16 protein-coding genes are annotated in these 18,991 nt (G+C 40.4%); 14 read left to right on the top strand and 2 right to left on the bottom strand.

The annotated features are described in order from the left end of the window. Window positions 1-81 precede the first annotated feature (81 nt). The gene (locus tag AB7E63_RS03465) at window positions 82-1,398 is read right to left on the bottom strand and encodes a hypothetical protein (protein ID WP_284452757.1); all 1,317 of its coding nucleotides are present in this window, start codon (window positions 1,396-1,398) and stop codon (window positions 82-84) included. Window positions 1,399-1,668: 270 nt separating this feature from the next. Between AB7E63_RS03465 and AB7E63_RS03460 the strand changes: the two genes are divergently transcribed. From AB7E63_RS03460 to AB7E63_RS03400, 13 genes are all read left to right on the top strand, one after another. Continuing rightward, a complete protein-coding gene (locus tag AB7E63_RS03460) occupies window positions 1,669-2,295 on the top strand; it encodes a D-sedoheptulose-7-phosphate isomerase (protein ID WP_408633527.1) in 627 nt (208 codons plus the stop codon). A 102-nt stretch (window positions 2,296-2,397) separates the two neighbouring features. After that, window positions 2,398-3,516, top strand: coding sequence for a tetraacyldisaccharide 4'-kinase (lpxK, locus tag AB7E63_RS03455; protein WP_006340431.1), 1,119 nt, complete (start codon window positions 2,398-2,400; stop codon window positions 3,514-3,516). 32 nt (window positions 3,517-3,548) lie between these two features. Then, complete coding sequence (locus AB7E63_RS03450; RefSeq protein WP_006340430.1) at window positions 3,549-4,781, top strand: dicarboxylate/amino acid:cation symporter; 1,233 nt, start codon at window positions 3,549-3,551, stop codon at window positions 4,779-4,781. Window positions 4,782-4,868: 87 nt separating this feature from the next. Beyond that, window positions 4,869-5,201, top strand: a complete 333-nt coding sequence (locus tag AB7E63_RS03445; RefSeq protein WP_006340429.1) for a hypothetical protein — start codon at window positions 4,869-4,871, stop codon at window positions 5,199-5,201. A 768-nt stretch (window positions 5,202-5,969) separates the two neighbouring features. Then, window positions 5,970-7,805, top strand: coding sequence for an FAD-dependent oxidoreductase (locus AB7E63_RS03440; protein ID WP_006342135.1), 1,836 nt, complete (start codon window positions 5,970-5,972; stop codon window positions 7,803-7,805). 1 nt (window position 7,806) lies between these two features. Next, window positions 7,807-7,938: a cbb3-type cytochrome oxidase assembly protein gene (locus AB7E63_RS03435; protein ID WP_006342134.1), complete on the top strand. Its 132-nt coding sequence runs from the start codon at window positions 7,807-7,809 to the stop codon at window positions 7,936-7,938. Between the two features lie 5 nt (window positions 7,939-7,943). Further along, entirely contained in the window at window positions 7,944-8,456 is a 513-nt protein-coding gene (locus tag AB7E63_RS03430; RefSeq protein WP_006342133.1) for a ubiquinol-cytochrome c reductase iron-sulfur subunit, read from the top strand. 28 nt (window positions 8,457-8,484) lie between these two features. Next, on the top strand, window positions 8,485-9,810 hold the full coding sequence (locus AB7E63_RS03425; RefSeq protein WP_006342132.1) for a cytochrome b N-terminal domain-containing protein: 1,326 nt from the start codon (window positions 8,485-8,487) through the stop codon (window positions 9,808-9,810). Between the two features lie 18 nt (window positions 9,811-9,828). Continuing rightward, window positions 9,829-13,935 (top strand): c-type cytochrome, encoded by a 4,107-nt coding sequence (locus tag AB7E63_RS03420; RefSeq protein WP_006342131.1) that lies wholly within the window; start codon window positions 9,829-9,831, stop codon window positions 13,933-13,935. Further along, a complete protein-coding gene (locus AB7E63_RS03415; protein WP_006342130.1) occupies window positions 13,932-15,389 on the top strand; it encodes a cbb3-type cytochrome c oxidase subunit I in 1,458 nt (485 codons plus the stop codon). Before AB7E63_RS03420 ends, AB7E63_RS03415 begins: the two co-directional genes overlap by 4 nt. Continuing rightward, window positions 15,386-16,666: a cbb3-type cytochrome c oxidase subunit II gene (locus AB7E63_RS03410; protein ID WP_006342129.1), complete on the top strand. Its 1,281-nt coding sequence runs from the start codon at window positions 15,386-15,388 to the stop codon at window positions 16,664-16,666. The genes AB7E63_RS03415 and AB7E63_RS03410 overlap by 4 nt, the downstream gene beginning before the upstream one ends. Then, entirely contained in the window at window positions 16,663-16,896 is a 234-nt protein-coding gene (locus tag AB7E63_RS03405) for a hypothetical protein (RefSeq protein WP_013925696.1), read from the top strand. Before AB7E63_RS03410 ends, AB7E63_RS03405 begins: the two co-directional genes overlap by 4 nt. After that, the gene (locus AB7E63_RS03400) at window positions 16,886-17,161 is read left to right on the top strand and encodes a hypothetical protein (protein ID WP_013925695.1); all 276 of its coding nucleotides are present in this window, start codon (window positions 16,886-16,888) and stop codon (window positions 17,159-17,161) included. The genes AB7E63_RS03405 and AB7E63_RS03400 overlap by 11 nt, the downstream gene beginning before the upstream one ends. A gap of 15 nt (window positions 17,162-17,176) precedes the next feature. Here AB7E63_RS03400 and AB7E63_RS03395 read toward each other — a convergent pair whose 3' ends face one another. Continuing rightward, on the bottom strand, window positions 17,177-17,659 hold the full coding sequence (locus tag AB7E63_RS03395; RefSeq protein WP_006342126.1) for a class I SAM-dependent methyltransferase: 483 nt from the start codon (window positions 17,657-17,659) through the stop codon (window positions 17,177-17,179). 251 nt (window positions 17,660-17,910) lie between these two features. Between AB7E63_RS03395 and AB7E63_RS03390 the strand changes: the two genes are divergently transcribed. Then, window positions 17,911-18,936 (top strand): LOG family protein, encoded by a 1,026-nt coding sequence (locus AB7E63_RS03390; RefSeq protein WP_006342125.1) that lies wholly within the window; start codon window positions 17,911-17,913, stop codon window positions 18,934-18,936. Window positions 18,937-18,991 lie beyond the last annotated feature (55 nt).

The following is an 18,991-nucleotide window of genomic DNA, read 5'->3' as shown; positions in this document are numbered from 1 at the left end:
TTTATCCTAACAGAACATCCTCTTATATCGAAAGCCTTTCAGGGAGGGTTGCTAAATTTTCTTCAGAATCAACCAACTGGATTAGGAACGTTGGGTATCGGAATGTGCGGTCAAAACTTTCATCCATTTTACTGTCGCGCGACCAACTCGCCAGTTTTGATTTCCAATCTGATGCTTTGCAATTTTTTTTCTAAATTTTGGTGTGTCTTGCTCTGGATGCAAACGCAGGTAGGCTTCAAAATCGGATGGAGAAAATTGAGCGACCTTCATAAAATCAGCGGGTAGAGTTTCTATTTTTTTTAATGTTAATTTACCAATTGTTTGGCTGGTCGGGGAATTTTTTCCAACCTCTGTAAAAAAATACGGGTGTTTTAAAAAATTAACCGCATCTTTTAGAGCGAAAACCCAACAACCATTTGATTTTTCTCTCAACACACCAGAGTAATAGAGTGTTGTTGTATCGGGATTCAATTCAGCAGTTAAAATATGGCTTAAAATGAGCTCTTGTTCTGAAAAATCAGTCTCCTTCTCTAAGCCAATACGAGAGGGCGTAATGGTCTCGTTTCCAAGTCGAATCATGGGATCTAAAAGGGCAATATGCAATGCATTTCCTATTTTTTCTGCAACAACGGCAATAATGTGCTGACCGGATGTCTCGGTGCGTTTCGGAACGACATTAGTTTGATCATGACCCCACAAAGATGAGTGTGTTGGCACAATAAATGCGATCCGCTGGTCTCCTTCTAATTTCTCAAGAGCTTTGAGTTTTTGTGAGAGGTTTTGAAGAGAGGGGCACACATGCAAAAGATGATCTTCAAAATGATGCCTTGCTTTTAATAGGTTTGCAATTTGAGTCAATCCGAGTGTACTGGGTCTAATATTGCCATCGGAATAGCGACTCCAAGTAAAGAGAGCATCCCCAGAGTACTGTTGTTTGACTAGGCAATGGTAATGGGTGATTAACGTTTTATTCCATAAATTGTAATCTTGTTTTTTCTTCTCTTTTTTATCCACTCTTGCAGCAGGAATAGACAGGTGGTGAAGTAAATTTTGAGCCCTTTTTTGTGCAATGAAGTGGGAAGTGTGAAATCCTCTGAACAATAAAAAATTTTTAATTTTAGAAAAGAACTCTTTTACATACAAAATGATTTTATGGGTTGTGTTTTTTGGTTGAGGCTGTGAAATAGAGGTCAAAATATTTTTTACGGTTTCGTAAGAGAGGTTAGAAGGAGAGGGATTGAGCTTAAGATATGCAGAAACGAGACCGATGATTTTGTTCTCAGATAATTTTTTATATCCTTTCCCTTGATGCATTTGAAAATGGTCCTCTTTTTGATAAAGGGAATCAAGAGGTGCATTGGATTGGTTGACAAAAGCAATAAAATTTTCAGGAGGCATGAAACTCTTCTTTTTATAAAAAAATTAACTAATTATAACATTATATTAGCATTAAAGCAAATGGGTGATGAAAAAGCTTTTTTGTTTATAAAAATATCCGTTGTAGTTTATTTACACAAACTTTTAGGGGATTTGTGAAATTACCAATAGTCTTTTTTTTACCTTTCCATTTTTTTAAGATATCTATAGAATGAACCGAATAACGTAAACTAATGAGGTAGTAATTGTTGTTGCTTTTCAATAAACGCAACAGGATAAGATAAGGAGTCTATCATGAAAAAGTTGATTGCGCATTCTCTGCGAGAGTGTACGGCTGTAATTGCACAACTTGACAATCCTGAAGTTCATATGTTTATTGAAAATGTAGCTCTTACGCTTGCCTCTGCCTTTCAAAATGGTCAGAAAGTGTTGATTGCCGGTAATGGTGGAAGCCTTTGTGATGCCATGCATTTTGCCGAAGAACTGACAGGCTATTTTAGACAATCAAGACCCGCTCTTCCAGCCATTGCTCTTTCTGATTCTGCCCATATTACTTGCACGGGAAATGATGTTGGATTTGAATCCATTTTTTCTCGGAGTGTTGAGGCTTATGGTCAAGCTGGCGATGTGTTTGTGGGTTTAACAACCAGTGGGAATTCCAAAAACATCATCCGTGCTTTTGAAGCGGCGAAAATGCGAGGACTCAAAACAGTCGCTTTTCTCGGCAAAGATGGAGGACAGCTAAAAGGATTTGCAGACTTTGAAATTATCATTCAAGGTTTTAAAACTTCTGATCGTATTCAAGAAGCCCACATGGCGATTATTCACATTTTAATTGAAATGATTGAAGAAACACTGTTTTCTGTTTCTCCATCATCTCAACATGAATGCAACTGCTTAGCGACAGCTGAAGTATAATTGTTATATCCTGCTTCTTTTTCCTGTTCATCATCATGTTTTTTTTGACATAATTCGAAGCGGGCTGCCATTTTTCTTATTTAAAAAGATGGAAGAGAAGGAATGTTTGCCTTTATAGAAACTTACATTATTCATGTGATCACAGATCAGCGCAAAGGATTCTTTCCTTCTTTGATTAAGGGAGCCTTGTGGATTTTAAGCTGTGTTTATCAGGCGATTGTCTTTTTGCGAAACTGGGGGTATGATCAGGGATTATTCCGTCAATACAACCCTCCTGTGCCTGTTGTGATGAGCATTGGAAATATTGTGGCGGGGGGAACAGGCAAAACGCCTTTGACTTTAATACTAGCGCAAGAATTTTCCGAAGCTTATCATGCCGTCATTCTATCCCGTGGATACCGTTCGCAGGCAGAACGTTTATCTTCACCCGTTATTCTTAGTCATGGGGATGGACAAGGTCCTATTCTTCCCGCTAATTTCTGCGGAGATGAGCCTTATATGCTGGCAAAAAATTTGCCTGATGTTGTGATTGTGGTGGGAAGAGATAGACGGAAAGGGGCGGTTTTAGCTGCGAAGACAGGGGGGCAGCTTCTCTTATTGGATGATGGGATGCAGCACCGTCGTCTTGCTCGCGACTTTGAAGTGGTGGTAATGGATGGAGCTAATCCTTTCGGAGGAGGCTACTACTTGCCGCGAGGTTTTTTGCGAGAAAGCTTAAAATCTCTTGCGCGTGCAGACATAATTATACTAAACCATGTTTATTCAGATGCAGAATATGATAGGCTTAAAAAGCAAATTGCTGTTTATTCGTCTTCACCAATTATAGCGACGCGAGCCAATGTTTGTGGCGTATGGTCATTGATTGATCATGCCCCTATTAATTTGAAAGGAGTAAAAATCGGCGTTTTTTGTGCCATTGCACACCCCGACTACTTTCTTCAAACGCTGAAAGAGCTGGGGGCAGAAGTCGTTGCCTCCCATTTTGAAAGAGATCATTTAGATTTTGAGACGCAAGAATTAAATAAATTTGCTAAATTATGCAAAAACTGCGGAGCTAATTTTTTAGTTTGTACAGAAAAAGATCAAGTAAAGCTTGTTGATCCGCAGAAACTTTGCCTTCCTGTCGTGTGGGTGCAAATCCAACTTCAAATTGTACAGGGAGTTTTTGAGTGGAATGCTTTTATTGCGAAAGTGAAGAGTGAACTACAGAATCGCATATAAAGCAACGCTTGGCAGATCTTGAGGAGATACTAATGAAGCTATGGTTAAAAATTTTAATAGCCCTTGCTCTAGGTGTGGCAACAGGACTGATATGGGGCCCTCAGGCTGAGATTCTCAAGCCTATTGGAGGTGTTTTTCTAAGCCTCATCAACATGATTATTATGTTGCTTGTGCTTGCATCGATGACAGTGGGAATTACCAGTATCCATGATCCAAAAAAGTTGGGGCGTGTAGGATTAAAGTCCTTGATGGTATTTGCATTTACGACGATGGCGGCCATCGTGATGGGACTTTTGTTTTCTCAGATTTTTCAGGTAGGAGAAGGTCTGAATTTAAAGCAATCGACCGAAATTGTTCTTCAAACACCTCCTAGTTTAAGCGAAATTTTGTTGTCCATTGTTCCTAATAATCCCATAAAATCTTTAGTGGAAGGAAATGTATTGCAAATCATTGTATTTGCTCTTTTTCTAGGCATTTCGATTAATTTTGCTGGAGAAAAAGGGAAACCTCTTCTTGAATTTATGGAATCTTTGGCAGATGTGATGTATCGGATGACTTCTATTGTGATGGAATTTTCTCCGATTGGGGTGTTTGCTATTATGGCTTCTGTCGCAGGATCTTTTGGGATTGCTGTGCTTATCCCTCTCATTAAATTCTTACTCGCTTATTACACAGCTGCGATTGTGCATTGTCTTGTGGTATTCTGCTCAATTTTATGGTTTATGGCAAAGCTTAGTCCCTTACCTTTTTTCAAAGGAATGAGTGACGCGATTATGGTTGCTTTTTCAACTTCCAGCAGTTCCGCTACACTTCCTGTTTCGATGCATTGCGTGCAAGAAAACCTGGGGGTTTCCAAAAATATCTCGAATTTTGTGCTCCCTCTTGGATCAACGGTTAATATGAATGGCGCTGCAATTTTTCAAGGCATGGCTGCTGTTTTTATTGCGCATGCTTACGGGATCGAACTGGACTGGCAGAGCTTGATTACTCTTACGGTAACGGCAACTCTTTCCGCTATTGGAGCTGCCGGCATCCCTGGTTCAGGGTTTATTATGCTGACAGTTGTCTTTACCTCGATTGGTTTGCCAATTGAAGGATTAGCTATTTTAGCAGGTATTGACCGTATTCGTGAGATGGGTTCCACGGTATTAAATATTTTGGGTGATGCAGTTTGTGCGATTTACGTGGCGAAGCAGGAAGGGGAATTAGATGAACGACAATATTATCATGAGGAATTAGTTGAATTAGAGGGGAGTGATATTTAAAAAAAACTCCTTATCGAAAGAAGTTCGTTTATTTAATTCAAAAAATATTATAATAAAACATATCACATTCCACTAAGGAGGTGCGTTATGTTTCCTCGTAAGTTTTTGTTTCTATCCTTGTTTGCTCTTTCTTGTTCATCTCTAGCCTTTTCTACTCAATCTACACTTCTGGCTAGAGGAGGTGAGCATGAAGGTGGCGGCCATCACGAAGGTCAGCATCACGAAATGAATCACCATGAAAATGGTCAAAGATTTCATGATGAAGGACATGGCAATGAATTTAGACATGGTTATGGACATGAGGGTGAGTGGAATAATAATCGTCACGGCGTGTTTGTGGATGAATCAAACCCTGCCCCTGTAGTGGTCGAGCCATCAGACGATGTTCCTTATAACTCTTCTAATGGCTATGGTAATTAATATTAAGACACCTCTCTAACGAGAGGTGTCTAGTTAATTTATCATCTGTTTATCCATTTTCTGAGGGAATAGCTGCAAATTGTATTTGGGTATTATCCGCTACAAATGGCGTTTTAGAGATTGCTCATATGAGCGTATCTCTTATATAATCCAGTATTTTCCTGGATATCAATCTGCTGAGACTGGTAACTCAAAGCAATCAAATAATTCATTATCTCGCCTCCCTGCGTGTAGTCTTTCTCAAATATCCTGATTTTGTAAAGATTTATGGCGAGACGTTTGGTCTCATTGATTTGGCTAAGCATCAAGGATTCACCAAACTAATATTCAACCGTTGATAAAAAGCCTGTTTTAGCTTCAATGTGAAAGCAGAATGTGGAAAGTTTTGTAACAAATTTGATCAGGATGACGGTTATTATTTTCTAGTAAAAAGAATTCCTCTTCGGAACTAAAATGAATTAAATTTTTATCACTAAATGGAAGTTTAGTAGATAGATTAAATGTAAATAAACAAAAATACGTTTAATATTTTTAATATACATAAAGACTTTCTTTAAGAATGTGTTAAATTTTATTTGCTTAATTTTTACTTTCCATTCTTCCCTCAAATTAGTTTTAGCAATATCCTCTTCTGACAACATTTTTAATGTGTCATATGCAGGGCATAAGAGATTATTTATTTCAAAAAAAGCGTTATCTTGCTAAAGTGCCACTTTACCCGCTGACATGTGGTTGAGGGTTTTCTTTTTTTGACAAGGGATGGGTAGCGTGTTTGAAGAAGACACAATAAATGCATATCAAGAAATCTATGAGACAGTAATTCCAGATTTGGATTATTACTTGCGACAAATCGATTGTCGGGATGGATGTCCTGTCAATACGGATCCGCGCGGTTATATGATGGCTTTGCATGCGGGAAATCTTATGGAAGGCTACAAAATAGCCAGAGGGCCAAATCCCTTTGCTTCAATTTGTGGTATGATTTGTGGGGCACCTTGTGAAACCTCATGCCGTCGAGATCGTGTCGATAAAACTCTCACCATTCGTGCGCAAAAACGTTATCTGGACGAATGGTTCGGATTAGATAAAGAAGCTCATATTAAATCTCTTGAAATGAGTTATGCCCGAGGATCAACTAAGCCTGTTCCAAACGGATTAAAAGTTGCTTGTATAGGTGCGGGAGTGGCTTCTCTAACAGCTGCACACGATTTATTACGCTTAGGCTATGCGGTTGATGTTTACGAAATGATGCGCATGCCTGGGGGAATGTTAACTTATGGTGTGCCTTCCTACCGTTTAAAAAATGAAATTGCGATTAATGAATGCTTTGCTATTGAGTATCTGGGAGCCAAAATACACTACAACATGAAAGTTGGACGTGACATCACAATGACTGAACTTCAAGCCAAATATGATGCCGTCTTTATTGGCATTGGATTGTGGAAGTCGCGTGATTTACCGATCCCAGGAGCTGATCAACCAGATGTGATTCGTGGAATTGAATATTTACGCGTGCGCTGTGCGGATCAAGAATGGAAAATTGGTGAGCGCATGGTCGTTGTGGGAGGTGGAAACGTTGCCTTTGACGTTGCCCGAACATCTCGTCGAAACGGGGCTAAGCAGGTCACTATGGTCTGTTTAGAAGCACGCGATGAACAAACCGCGGATGAGTTTGAAATAGAAGATGGCCTTGAAGAGGGCATCAAAATCATCAATCGATTAGCCCCTATTGCTGTTGAAAGAGATGCACAGAATCGGATCACAGGTCTACGTGTTCAACCTATTTACTATCTATTTGATCACACTGGACGTTTTGCTCCAAAATTTGTTCCTGATTCTCAATTTGTGATTGAATGCGATTCAATTGCTTTGGCCATTGGGCAGGGGATGGATATGAGTCTATTTAATGGTTGGGATAAAAAAGATGCACTCAAGTTAGACCGTGGGGTTATTGCTGCGGAAAGAGGAACTTGTCGAACTTCTGTTAAGGGCATTTATGCGGGAGGTGACGCTGCTTTTGGAGCTGCTCTCTTTATTACGGCTATTAGACATGGTCAAGAAGCGGCACGAGCCATTGATGAGGATCTTCAAAATGCCCATCCCTATCAAGAATTTGTGGGCGAATTTACTGAATTACCTCCTATGCGGGATAAAACTTACCTCCGAACAAAATGGGCTTTGCCATCCATGCAGCCCCCAAGTGTACGTGTAAATAATCTCAATATGGTGGAAAACAACTATACAGATGAAGAAGCTCATCAGCAATCAAATCGTTGTTTACAGTGTCATGTAAGCCCTGTTTTTGATGGAACATTATGCATCAAATGCAATGGATGTGTCGATGTTTGTCCTTGTAATTGTTTAAAGCAGGTTCCGATTAGCAAGTTAAACTTGGATCTGGGAGAAGGGGATTTGCGTAAAGCTGTGGATAATTTCTATGGGGTCGACTCGGCCAGCATGAGCCCTTCAGAACTTTCGATCATGGGAACAGCTATGTTAAAAGATGAAGATTTGTGTATTCGATGTGGGTTATGTGCAGAGAAGTGTCCAACCCAGGCTGTAACCATGGATGCGATGAATTATTCTTTCAGGTGGATTGGATAAGATGTTTTGGGATCTCATTTTAACCCTTTTGCTTGCTGTAGGAGGGATATGCGTGTACTTATATTATTTAAAAAAAGGTCAATTTGAAGATCCGGAAGATGTCAAATACCAGATGTTTCGTGATGAGGAGTAAAGGCAATGCCAAAATATCGTAATTCTTTAAATGTAGATCCAGATGATAAGGATCCTTTAATTTCGCGTCGTTCTTTTCTTGCATTAATGGGAGTCGGAGCGTGTTTGATCGGTGTTGGGCAAATGGTGGGTGCTTCTTTTTTAGGATTTTTATATCCGAATGCGATGAAGGTTCCTCCTAGCATTTTTTCTCTAGGGCGTCCTGAAGAGGTGCTTTCCAAAGATGCCAAAGTATTCGATCCAAAGCAAAAAGTGTTTGTCGAAACACAGTCGGGAAAAGTTCGTGTTCAGACGGCTGTATGTACACATTTGGGCTGTACGGTCAATTTAGTTGAAACGGGATATGCCTGTCCTTGCCATGGCTCAACATATGATCAATATGGAAGAAATACAGGCGGACCTGCTCCTTTGCCATTAGTGTATTTTCTTGTTTTTTTGGGCGCCTCTGGAGAGATCATGGTGGATAAATCGAAAACAACCCTTGATTGGTCAAAAGCATGGTTTACCCCTACTGTATAAATATGATTATTTTGGAGATTGAATAAATATGGAAGTTTTCCAGGGAAGACCTCGAGAAACGTGGGGAGAATATCTTCTTAATCTGCCTGCTTTGTTTGTGCGATCCATTTTCAGACATAACTATCCAAATAATGATGTTGACCGCTCCGAAATTGTCTTTAAGAATTTCTTTTTGCATTTCCACCCTGTCAAATGTCACAAGCACTCGCTTGATCCTTTTTATACCTTGGGTTTAGGCGTAATCACGATGAGCTTGTTTCTTCTTTTAGTTTTTACAGGGGTTGTTTTGATGTTTTATTACATCCCCGCAGAAGATCGTGCATACGACATCATGAAAGATTGGCAAGACACAACCCCTTTTGCCATGATGTATCGTAACATGCACCGTTGGAGTGCTCACTTGATGGTTTTGTTTGTTTTCTTGCATATGTCCAGGGTTTTTTACACGGGATCCTATAAAGGAACAAGACGCTTTAATTGGGTGATTGGAGTCATTTTGATGGTATTGACCCTGCTCTTATCTTTTACCGGGTATTTGCTTCCTTGGGATCAGCTTGCCTTTTGGGCGATTACGGTGGGTTCCAACATTGCGGGATATGTCCCTAATATTCCAGGATTTGAACACAATATCAATCGGGTGATGCTTCTAGCCTCCACGAATGTTGGACAAGATGCTTTAATTCGCTTTTATGTTTTGCATGTCGCTTTTTTACCTTTATTAGCTGGCACATTAATTGGCGTGCATTTTTGGCGCATCCGTAAGGACGGTGGACTTTCCAGGCCTCCAGATCGGATTATTCCTGACCCATTGCGCGTTGTGCAGAGATCGGATACGAAAGAGTCTTTTGCTCCTGGTGTCAAACGCACATATGGTCTGATGGAATTGGTGAGAGGCACATGTCCCACTGTTGATAAAGGGCCTTACCAGTTTGTATTCACCTGGCCTCATTTGCTGAGAGCTGAGTTGGTGGCATTTTTGTTAACAACGGCCCTTGTTTTATGTCTTTCGTTTATCGACGCGCCTTTGGAAGAACCGGCCAATCCCACCAAACCTCCGAACCCTTCTAAAGCTCCTTGGTACTTTTTGGGTCTTCAAGAAATGGTGGCATATGATGCTTTTTGGGGTGGTGTAGGTGTGCCAACGGCAATCATTTTGGGGTTAATGGCCATTCCTTATTTGGACAGAAATCCTCAAGGTCAAGGTGTGTGGTTCCATCGTAGTCGTTATTTAGCCATATTCCTCTATACGGCATTTATGACGTTTCAAGGTCTTTTAATCATTGTAGGGACTTATTTTCGAGGAGCTAACTGGGGATGGGTTTGGCCATGGACAGAAAATTTTGCGAGACACTGATGCAAGGAGTATTTAGGAATGCGTTCTGACTTATACCAAATCGCCCTTATTTTCCTTGGTGTGGTGGTGACTGCTTTATTTGGGGTTTTTTTCTATCGTGAAATTTTTCCAGAATACAAGATCTATCAAAATGATTATGTGGCTTTAGAAGACTTTCGATCTACTTACAGTGGGTCTCCTCCCCCGGCTTTTAATAAGGGGATTCAGCAAATTGTGATGGAGCGAAGTGATAAAGGCCCCGCTAAAATTGATCGGTGCATTTCATGCCACGTGACCATGAAATTTAATCACTTTTCTCCCACCAAAATTGCCAAAGATTTTAATGGAAATATTCTAGTTGATGAACAAGGCTTTCCAGTAAAAGTACCTAATGAAGATTATGTATGGGGAAGATTAAATCAAAAGGTTGCAGAATTAACAGATACTAAAGTGATTCAGCAACTCACGGAACAGGGGCATCAAGGTGAAGTCAACGCAAGACTTTCTCAAGCGGAGAAGCTAAAGTCTTTAAAGACGGCTCAGGTTGGAGAGCACGTTTTTGATGTGACAAAAGTCTTGACCATGCATCCTCTTATTGGGCGAGAAACACGTCCATTTGAGTACCATCCGATGGAGCAATACGGTTGCACTTCATGCCACGGGGGAAACGGAAGAGGTTTAACAACGGAAACGGCGCATGGTCCTGTTTTTGATGGGGATTATGAAGTTGAATATGTAGGGGAAAAACCCCAGTTTACTGAGCCTGATGCTAAAAATGATCCTGAGTTTGCACACGTTTTTAATGCAAAACCCGGTCATCGACTTTTATTCCAAACAGATCCTATTCTGCCTGGAGCGTTGATGCAGGCCAAATGTATGCAATGTCATCAATCCAGTGACGCCTCATTGCAATCAGCCGCTTCAAATGCGAATCGGGTGATCGACCAATTTAAATCCCGCATTTCAGAACTCAAGACTTCCTATGAAAAAGAGAAAGAAGCCCTTTTATCCATGCTTCTCATTCGTAAAAGCATTGAAGAAAATGGCTTACCAAAGGTTGTGGAAGATTTAAAGAAAGAGGCAGAAGATTATCGTATTTCTCAAGCTGAGCGGACCAAGATTGGAGAGCAGACCAAAAGCTTACTTCAAATTGCTGGGGGAGCAAATGCCATCCAGACACCCGTCGCAAAAGAACGCGTTTTAAATCATCTTCGGCAGCAAATTATTCAAATTGTAGGCTCACAAGCAATCTCAGAAAAATTGGAAGAGCAGATTTCTAAATCGTCAGATTCCCTCGATACTCTCAATCAATTTTTACAGGAGGAAGAGGGGCAGGTTTCTACTGGATCCATTTTTACAAAGCTGGCTGCTGTCAAATTGGAAAATGTGGTAGAGAAGCATGTTGAAAATCAAGAACTTCCTTTTTCTCAAAATAGTCGGGATGCTTTAGGCCTGATAACAGATGTGGATATTTTGACCCATAACTTCCACCGCGGGGAACAATTATTTGTTTCGCAAGCCTGTTATGCCTGTCATCGCATTGCAGGTCTGTCAAGAGGGGGTGTTGGTCCAGAATTAACCCGCGAAGGGGAAAGCTATCCTTGGTTTGTAAAGGAATCCATTGTGTGGCCTCAAGCGGATTTAAAAACTTCGACAATGCCCAATTACCGCATGGACCATGAAGAAGTACGAGATTTGATGACCTTTCTTCTCGCGCAAAGAGATGATAGTGCAATTCGCAAGGGTGCTGCTTATCAACTTGCTGTACAAGAATGGGAAGGCGGTAAAAAAACAGCATTAGAAAAACCGATCACTCCAGCCAATGTACATAATCTAAAATACGCCATGACTGTTTTTGCAACAGAAGGCTGTGCGGCCTGCCACCGTCTCAAAGGATTCGATTCCAATGTGGGCTTTGCCATTGAGAAAGACAAATTGGTTACCTTTGAACAACTTCAAAAAGAGCGGGATTGGTTTAGGCAACTTGTTCCTGAAATGATCACCGGAAGCCAATTAACGAAAGTTTTAGAAGAACATCGGGATGAAATCAATCAACGCATTGTGGAAAATGTGCGTCAAAATTCAATTTTAGAGGAGATAGAGGAAAAATCTCCCAACACAATTGAATCCCTATATACAAGCTTTAAGTATGCTTCTCGGGCAAAAAATCATCCGTTCGCAGAGATTATCCAAAATGCCCAGTCTCCTGAGGCACGACAGAAAGTACAAAAAGAGATGGAGGATTGGCAACAGCTGATTCACCGTGTCTTAATGGCTTATGTTCAAGAATATGGCTTAGGACGATTAGTGGGACCACGTCCAAATTGGTCGGGGGTATACCGATCTGATGAATGGTTAATGGATCACTTCCATCAACCAAGTGCACATGTGGCAAGATCGATTATGCCTGTTATTCCGTTTGATGACAGTAAGTTCTATGCCTTGACTTACATGCTAGATAAGCTTGGCATCCGCAACCGGGATGCTTCGCGCAGGGAATGGAATCAACATGGATTTAATCCACAAATTGCCTATGACATGCTTTGTGCACAATGCCATGGTGACCATTTGCAAGGAAATGGACCTGTCTCCGAATGGATTTATCCGATCCCTAAGAATCTGCGCAATGCAGACTTTTTGAGAAATTACTCGAGAGAAAATGTGATTGCCGCCATCACACATGGTGTGAATGGAACACCTATGCCACCATGGGGAGAAGTCGCAACTGATAAATCCACTTCGGATGGGGTTCCAGTCTTAACTAAAAATGAAATCATTCAATTAACGGATTGGTTATTCTCCTCATTGCCAGGTGGTCAAGTGATCAGAAGCACGGAAGACATTCCAAAATGGCGCTATGAGCCAAAAGATGTATTAGAGGAATTGAAACGAGAAGGGTCTCAGTTGAAGGCTAAAGAACCTCCTCCCTCAGAACATGCGGCTCTTTTTGAGCAGGTATTCGAAAAAGGGGAAGGTTTATTTGCTGCTCTAGAGCCCGGTTCCATGATCACAAAAAAAGCAAATATGGATGTTACAGATGTTTTTAATGAAATTCCTAATCTGTATGGTGGCACAGAGAAATATGCTTACTACATCAAAAAAGAATACTATACGCCGGAAAATGTGGAAGCCGGAAGACAGTTTTTTGAATTAAATTGTGCTGTTTGTCACGGAAAAGACGCGGATGGTGCCGGACTGCGGGCAGGGACAATGGTTGATGCTAAACCACGTATGTTAACCAATTTGAATTGGATTCATAGTCGGGATGATTTGCGATTGCTCCGTTCGATTAAATATGGAGTTCCTGGGACGTCTATGACTCCCTGGGGAGATCAAACGTCTTCACTCCAGCGCTTACAACTCGTTATGTTTATTCGGTCACTAACAGAAGAACAAACATTAAGAGATAAACTGAAAACCACCACTTATGAATTATTTGCCAAAGCTAATGAGATCATTGAGCAAGCCCGCATACAGCCGTCACTAGCACTTTCAGAATTGCGTCAAAAATTGGAAAGTATACAAAAAGATCGTCGACAATTGCATCGCGGAATGGCAGAAGAAAATACTTGGGCAGAAAAAGCAGCACAGTTCTATAAACAGCAACTTGAAACTCAGGACAAGATTGATCAAATCAAAAGCTTAGATAATCTTTACGAACATTTTAATTTGATCATTAATGACCAAGAGACCCTTTTTAAAAATCTTGGCTCCACATTGATTTTAAAGAAAGTGGGAGAGCCATTTTTTGCACAATATCTACAAATGATTCGGTTATTGACCCCTGAATATCGCATTTCAGATCACACGTTTTCTTTTGCAAATTCAGAAGAAAAAACAAAGCAAGCAGAAGCGATCCAGCAGGAATTATTAAAAGAAATTTCTCATCAAATGGAAGATATAGAAAAGCAAAAAAGAGTCATTGAGGGGAAAATAGGATCGCCAGAACGTTTTGAGCAATTGGAACATTACAACGCGGAATTGAGTGGATATAACCAGATTAAAAATCAGTTAATTAATGCTTTTGAAGAAGCTTTGAGAGCTCAAAAGCAAGAGCTAAAAATTTACAAAGACATTCAAGAAAAATTGAAAACAATCCATTTTTCTAACGAAGCTCCTAAAACAGAGAAGAGTACGCAAACATGACAGCCTCCACATCTTCAGCAAGTGCCATTCCTTTTGATGACACACCTGCCAAATGGCTCATTTATCCAGCGATTATTTTCATGCTCATTGGCATGTTAACTGGTGTGTTTATCGCCTTTAATGGTTTTATTTTTCCCGATTACTTTGCCGGGGAATACATACATTTTGGTAAAATTCGTCCTGTACACGTAGGGCATGTGACGTTACTGTGGCTGCTTTCTGCAAATGCAGGCTTATTCTTTTATTTTGTCCCTCGCTTGTGTGGCGTGCCTTTATGGAGCAGCAAGCTGGCTTATGTCACGATTGCTTTATGGTGGTCTTCCCTTATTATTGGAACCTATTCTCTTCCATGGGGCACAAATTTTGGCTGGGAATATGCTGAATTGCCAGTTTATGTCTCTTGGATTCCGACGAAAGTGATGTTTGCACTGGCATGGATTTTATTTAGCTTAAATTTGTACATGACCATTTTTACACGCAAATATGAGAAGATGTATGTCTCTCTTTGGTATGTGATGGGCAATTTATTCTGGACTGCTTTTACTGTGATTGCAGGTTTTTTTGCTATCAATTGGGTTCCGGGAGGGATTTCTAAAGTTAATGTCAGTTGGTTTTATGTGCACAATCTTGTGGGTCTTATTTTCACTCCGATGGGATTAGCAACGGCTTATTATGCGCTTCCTAAACTTGCAAATGTGCCGATTTATAGTCACCGCCTTTCTATGATTGGATTTTGGTCGCTTGCTTTTGTTTACTCTTGGGTGGGCGCTCACCATATGATCCATGGACCTATTTCACAATGGTTACAAACCACGGCGATTATCTTTTCAATTTGGCTTTTTATACCTGTTTGGACGGTTGTAACGAATATTTTTGCAACTCTAAGTGGATACTGGGAAAAGTATTCACAAAATGTTCCGATTCGCTTCATCATGATGGGCAATATTTTCTATTTGCTTACCTGCATTCAAGGTCCTTTAATGGGATTGAGAAATATCAATGAAATCACCTCGAAAACGGATTGGGTGATTGGACATTCTCATATTTCTCTTTACGCAACTTTCACCTTTTTTGCGATTGCAGGGATCTATCAAGCACTTCCCGCCTTAACCAAAAAGCCTTTATGGTCTCAAGCTCTTGCTGACTGGCATTTTTCTCTTAATCTTTTTGGCAGCCTTCCTTTTCTTTTAGCCTTATGGATCGGAGGGTATCTTCAAGGGATGATGTGGGCAACCTGGGCGGAAGGAACGACTTACGCTGAATTTCACCAAAAATTAGCGATTCTTCCTTTTCTTGAAACAATTGCCGAAATGCGCATTTGGTGGATCTGGAGAGGGATTGGAGGCGTTATCATCTTAATTGGGAACATTTTGTTTGCAATTAACATATTCAATACAATCGTTTTGAAAAGTACAGAAACCATTCCAATGGAAAAAGAGGCGGCACAGTCATGAGCCAGAATAACTTTTTTTATAACATCGAAAAATCTTTTGTAGTCACGATTATTGGTGTTTTGTTGCTCTTTGCGGGTTCTGTTGCTGTCACGCTTCTTGCTCCACGGTATGTAGACCCTACCTGGACGCATCCGACGAGTGATTACCAAGTGCAGATGTATGAGGTGATGGATCCTCATGTTTACATTAGCAGTGCTCCTCTAAAGACGAATGAAGTCCAAACGGTATTTCATCTTAAAAGTGACCATATGTTATTGGCCTTTAAAGAGGATCCAACTGTACGGATCATTGCTCCCAAGGAGCTCCAAAAGTATATCACTACTGTTGATGATCATACGCTCAAGTTAACTTCGCGTCTCTTGCTTTTACGTATCCCTGTGGCTCAGTCTGGGAAGGAATATAATCCTGTAGAAATCGCTCAAACAAAACAAATAGAGTTGCAAAAAGCGTGGGAGAACGCAAATCCAGATTGGGAAAAAGAGGATCTTCCGAAACCCCGTTATACCCTATTGGAATTGTATGATCCAGGAACTTCTGAAGCATTTGCTTTAGCTCCGTTGCAAGGTATTTTACAAGATTGGGTCGATCGAGATTTTAAGATTTTAGATGAATCTATCAAACAGCCTTATCACCAAAGTGAAGGGGTTATTTATGTGCACAATCCGATTGAATATCGCATTTCCTACTATACGTTTGGAGAGGAGAAAGGGTGGCAATACGATCCAAAAGGCGAGTCTATAAAAAATATTCAGGAATTACGCGGTCATGCGTTAGGTTTTCGCTCTCGTCAGGAATTTATTCATGAAGGAGAACAAATTTATGCGGCTGAAGGATGTTGGTATTGTCATACAGATCAAACGCGAACGTTAGTGCAAGACGTGGTTTTGAATGGATCTGATTCGTTTCCTGCCCCACCCTCGTCTGCAAATGAATACATTTATCAATACATCACATTTCCGGGGACCCGTCGAATTGGACCAGATCTGTCTCGTGTAGGAATTAAAAAACCCAGCCGTGATTGGCATATGTCCCATTTTTGGTCACCTAAGACGGCAAGTAAGGGTTCCATTATGCCCTCTTTTCAGCATTTCTTTGATTTTGACCCACGTGGAACTTCAAAAGCGGGTATGGGAGTACCTAATCACCGTTTTGAAGCTATTTTTCAATATTTAATGACCAAGGGAACCCGCATTACACCCCCTACACAAGCTTGGTGGACAGGGAAAGATCCGATTCAGACTATTGAAATTATCGAAGGATTAAGGAGATTACCATGATGGGCAACTTTTTGGTTCTTTTAGCTATCATTGACAAGTATTTCGATGGAGTAGGCGCTTATGGCACCTACATGGGATATGCTATGCGTTTTTTTTTTGGAGGAAGCGCCGTATTTATTTTTTTATATCTTTGGAGAGCAAAGAAGCTACACATGGATGAAGAAGCAAAATTACATATGCTGCAAATTAAAGACGATGTAGGAATAAGTGAGGAAAGACATGACACATGATACAAGCCACGAAATTGAAGAATACGGTGATCCACGTGTAACGAGTGCGGATGCCAAGGTACCTCGTTGGTTGCTACTGAGTTATATCTTGTTGCCCATTTGGGGCTTTTTTTGCTTTTACTTCTTTTGGAATGGGAGTATCCCAGGTTTCATGGAAAATGGGCATTGGCACGAGCTTCAAAAAGCGGCAAACACGACATTTCCAATCCAAAATCAAAATGATCCTGCTTCTTTTGAGAAGGTAACGGAACAAAAAAAGTACTGATTCAAAAAAGACCCGTTATTTAGCGAGTGTTTTTTTGAGAGGCATTGAACCTGGAATGCGATAAACGTAGATTTTTGTTTGATAGAGATCATTCGCAATCCACGTGTCATAGGGAGTCCATCCGGGAATTGCAAACGTATTACTAATTACATGAGAACCTGGCCTTAATTCTTTTTCAAATTTTTCTTTTAATTTGCGCATAGCCCCTGGATACAGGTAGCAAACCACGAGTGCCGCATCTTTTAAAGAGGGGTGGAAAAAATTTTGTCTTGAAAATTGTAGGTTACGAAGATGGCTAAAATGCTGACGGATCAAACAATACACATAAGGGAAGAAAGAAATCTCATAGCCAATGATTTTGTGAGAGGGATATTCCCGTGCTAGAGGAAAAGCCAAAGTTCCCCAGCCAGCTCCCAATTCGTAAATCTTTCCTTCCGTTAAATTAAGAAATGAAATATTTGCAAAAAGAGTTTTATTAACAGCCGGTGCTGTTGGCATGGGGGAAATTCCAGTCTTATATGACCAGACCACGATGGAAATTAAAATCCACATAAGAAGGATGAAAAAAAACGTATAAAATAAGATGTCCATATACATTACATACCTGAGAATAGCAATTAGACCAAAGAAAAAAGTCCTGTTTTGTTTTGCTCAATCTTGAGGAGATATTGAGACTTTGCTATTTTGCGAAAGATTAAAGAAATGATTGAGTAGATCCTTCATGCTAAACCGATCGGAGAATTCGATACATGGCTAAAATTGATGTCAATTCACCTGAAATTCTCGAAGAAATCAATCACTTACTAAAATTATGTGATGTCGATCCTGAGACTTTAGATTCTAGTCTCATTATACAACAAATTCAAAACAGCTTGAAACTTCTGCATGAAGGATTTGATCGAGGCAAGTTAAAGTTGATCACGCGAACTTTTAAAGAGATGCGTTATGCTTATCGGGTTTTTAATCAATATCCGGGGAAACGGCGCATTAGCATCTTTGGGTCGGCTCGTACCCCTGAGACAAATCCCAATTATCAGGCAGCTAAAGCGTTTAGTAGTGAGCTTTCAAAACAGGGGTGGATGTGCATGACAGGTGCAGCTAATGGCATTATGAAAGCAGGTCTAGAAGGCGCAGAAAGAGGATCCTCGTTTGGGTTATCTATTCAGCTTCCTTTCGAAAGTGGGGCAAACTCCGTGATTGAGGGAGATCCGAAACTGATCAGTTTTCGGTATTTTTTTACGCGCAAATTGATGTTTATGAGCCATTCGGATGCTTTATCCGCTTTTCCAGGGGGATTTGGAACACTCGATGAGCTGTTCGAATGCTTAACACTTATCCAAACGGGTAAAGCAAATATTATTCCCATCGTTTTGATTGAAGCACCAGGTGGAGAATATTGGAAATTTTGGGAGTTTTATGTTAGAGACCATCTCTTAGAACCCCATCTCATTAGCCAAGAAGATATGCACTTATATTTTATCACAACATCTGTGGATGATGCTGTGGCACATGTTCTTCAATTTTATAAGCGTTATCATTCAAGTCGATATGTTCAAGATTTCTTCGTTATTCGCATGCTGACCCCAATCTCGGAGGAGTATGTTGAAGAATTAAATAAAAAATTCTCTGCGTTGGTGCAGTCGGGAAAAATTGAACAGAGAGGGCCTTTTCCGGAAGAAGATGAATTTTTAGATCTTCCAAGAATTGTCTTCCATCATACAAGACGTGACATGGGTATGGTCAGAGCTTTAATTGATAAGATTAATCTGTTCTAGGTATCTCGAAGGATGTTACTTTAGAAAAATATTTTATTTCTTATCTTCTTTTTTT

Origin of the sequence: Parachlamydia sp. (genome assembly GCF_050255895.1) — a bacterium.
GTDB lineage: Bacteria > Chlamydiota > Chlamydiia > Chlamydiales > Parachlamydiaceae > Parachlamydia > Parachlamydia acanthamoebae.
Note: the sequence above shows the minus strand (reverse complement) of the source record. Positions and strands in the feature narration are given on the sequence as shown.

Coding starts and splice junctions, on each gene's coding strand:
- AB7E63_RS03465 (WP_284452757.1), bottom strand. CDS start 1,398: ATGCCTCCTGAAAATTTTATTGCTTTTGTCAACCAATCCAATGCACCT.
- AB7E63_RS03445 (WP_006340429.1), top strand. CDS start 4,869: ATGTTTCCTCGTAAGTTTTTGTTTCTATCCTTGTTTGCTCTTTCTTGT.
- AB7E63_RS03450 (WP_006340430.1), top strand. CDS start 3,549: ATGAAGCTATGGTTAAAAATTTTAATAGCCCTTGCTCTAGGTGTGGCA.
- AB7E63_RS03430 (WP_006342133.1), top strand. CDS start 7,944: ATGCCAAAATATCGTAATTCTTTAAATGTAGATCCAGATGATAAGGAT.
- lpxK (WP_006340431.1), top strand. CDS start 2,398: ATGTTTGCCTTTATAGAAACTTACATTATTCATGTGATCACAGATCAG.
- AB7E63_RS03415 (WP_006342130.1), top strand. CDS start 13,932: ATGACAGCCTCCACATCTTCAGCAAGTGCCATTCCTTTTGATGACACA.
- AB7E63_RS03400 (WP_013925695.1), top strand. CDS start 16,886: ATGACACATGATACAAGCCACGAAATTGAAGAATACGGTGATCCACGT.
- AB7E63_RS03405 (WP_013925696.1), top strand. CDS start 16,663: ATGATGGGCAACTTTTTGGTTCTTTTAGCTATCATTGACAAGTATTTC.
- AB7E63_RS03395 (WP_006342126.1), bottom strand. CDS start 17,659: ATGCCAACAGCACCGGCTGTTAATAAAACTCTTTTTGCAAATATTTCA.
- AB7E63_RS03390 (WP_006342125.1), top strand. CDS start 17,911: ATGGCTAAAATTGATGTCAATTCACCTGAAATTCTCGAAGAAATCAAT.
- AB7E63_RS03435 (WP_006342134.1), top strand. CDS start 7,807: ATGTTTTGGGATCTCATTTTAACCCTTTTGCTTGCTGTAGGAGGGATA.
- AB7E63_RS03420 (WP_006342131.1), top strand. CDS start 9,829: ATGCGTTCTGACTTATACCAAATCGCCCTTATTTTCCTTGGTGTGGTG.
- AB7E63_RS03410 (WP_006342129.1), top strand. CDS start 15,386: ATGAGCCAGAATAACTTTTTTTATAACATCGAAAAATCTTTTGTAGTC.
- AB7E63_RS03425 (WP_006342132.1), top strand. CDS start 8,485: ATGGAAGTTTTCCAGGGAAGACCTCGAGAAACGTGGGGAGAATATCTT.